The organism is Streptomyces sp. NPDC051133, assembly GCF_040682635.1.
Classification (GTDB): domain Bacteria; phylum Actinomycetota; class Actinomycetes; order Streptomycetales; family Streptomycetaceae; genus Streptomyces.
Window position 1 is genome coordinate 1 of the sequence record NZ_JBFBBK010000221.1, and the last position, 1552, is coordinate 1552.

Annotated in this window: 1 protein-coding gene; it reads left to right on the plus strand. The window is 69.5% G+C overall.

Annotation, left to right across the window (positions count from 1 at the left end; translation table 11 throughout):
- Positions 1-1110: 1110 nt before the first annotated feature.
- Positions 1111-1488, plus strand: a complete 378-nt coding sequence (locus AB0N17_RS46575) for a sialidase family protein (RefSeq protein ID WP_366017716.1) — start codon at positions 1111-1113, stop codon at positions 1486-1488.
- Positions 1489-1552: the final 64 nt, after the last annotated feature.

Genomic DNA, 1552 nt, shown 5'->3' on the forward strand with positions numbered 1-1552 from the left:
GCCCCATAGACCCTACGGTCTGAAACACCGGCGATAGCGGAGCCGCTGGCGGAACAGGCCTCGGGGCCTGGGCCGACCCGCCATGGCGCTGCCGCACGCGGTCACCTGAGCAGCCGCACCGGCGACGCCTCATCCCTCGTTACTGATCTCGGCTCGTTAGGGTGATGTGGGGGTGTCCAGGGATAGGCCGGTCCGGGCTATCGCTCGTCGAGCGGTGAATGAAGGTGGGGGTCACTGGCTCGGCCTGATGCTGACCGGCAGGGGGGGAAGGCATGCTGGCTGACGTGTTCCGTACCGGCTGCTGACGGGCCGGGTGACTGTGGCTCCCGGGGGGGGGCGTGAGCCCGGCAGGGGCGCGGTCGCTGGCCGGGGGAGCGTCATCGAAAGCGGTCTTCTTGGCTTCACCCCTTGCGTGGTGTCATGTACGGGTCCAGACTCCGGCTTGCGAGCACGCGTGTACCTTGCGTGAACGTCCTTCACCCCCACCGCCGGGCGTCCCCTGGCTGTCTGAAGGGATGTTCAGTGTCACGCTCCACGTCTGTCGGAAGGCGTCTCACCACCACATGTGGGGGACGCGTGGTCATGCTCAGCACACCGGCCCTGAGTGGCGGGAGGGCACGGGCGCAGCCGGCAACGCCGATCGGGAGCGTGCCCGGCACGGCCACGCACCGAACGCGGGGGCGTCAGGAGTAACACGCCTGTCCACGCCCATCACGGGGGATCGGGACGGCCGCCCTGTTGTCACGCCGCGGGCACGAAGAGCATTCCTCCCGGCCTGCGACCGGCACGCCGCACCGGCATTTCCCAAGGGCGGCCAGTACGCCGCTCGGGCTTTCCCAACGGTGGCCCTGATGCAGGCGCGCCGTGTCGCCCGCCTCGGCGCTGTCGTTCGGTGGGGGTGCATCAGCATCCCGTGCCGTGTCGCGGCGGCAGCCGGAACCCACCCATACCGTGAGGAGAAGCATGTCCAGACCGGCAAGGGCCCGAACCCCGTTACTCATAAGTGTCCTGACCGCGGCGATGGCGTTCGCCACCCCTGCCTTCGCGATGCCCTCCCATCCCGCGAGCGGCTCAACGGCCCCTCATGCCGCTGCTCCTGTCCTGGCCCAGGTGAGCAGTGACCCGTACTCCGACGCACAGGCTCAGCATGCCACCGAGGTCGAGCCGGACACCTACAGTTTCGGCAGTACGGTCGTCGCCGCCTTCCAGGTCGGCCGGGTCTCCGACGGCGGGGCGTCCAACATCGGGTGGGCGACCTCGACCGACAGCGGGCAGACCTGGACGCATGGTTTCCTGCCCAGCTCCACCACGAACACCGGCGGACCGTACACCGCCGCCAGTGACGCCTCCGTGGCCTACGACGCCAAGCACGGCGTGTGGATGGTGTCGTGGCTCGGCATCGGCTCCGGAAACGACGTCGATGTCGACCTCAGCCGTTCCACGGACGGCGGCCACACCTGGAGTGCCCCGGTCACCCTGTCCACGTGATGGCACCGATGACCCGCAGCCGCGCCTACGGGCCCGGCGCCGAACCGACCGAGCTGATGGCCAC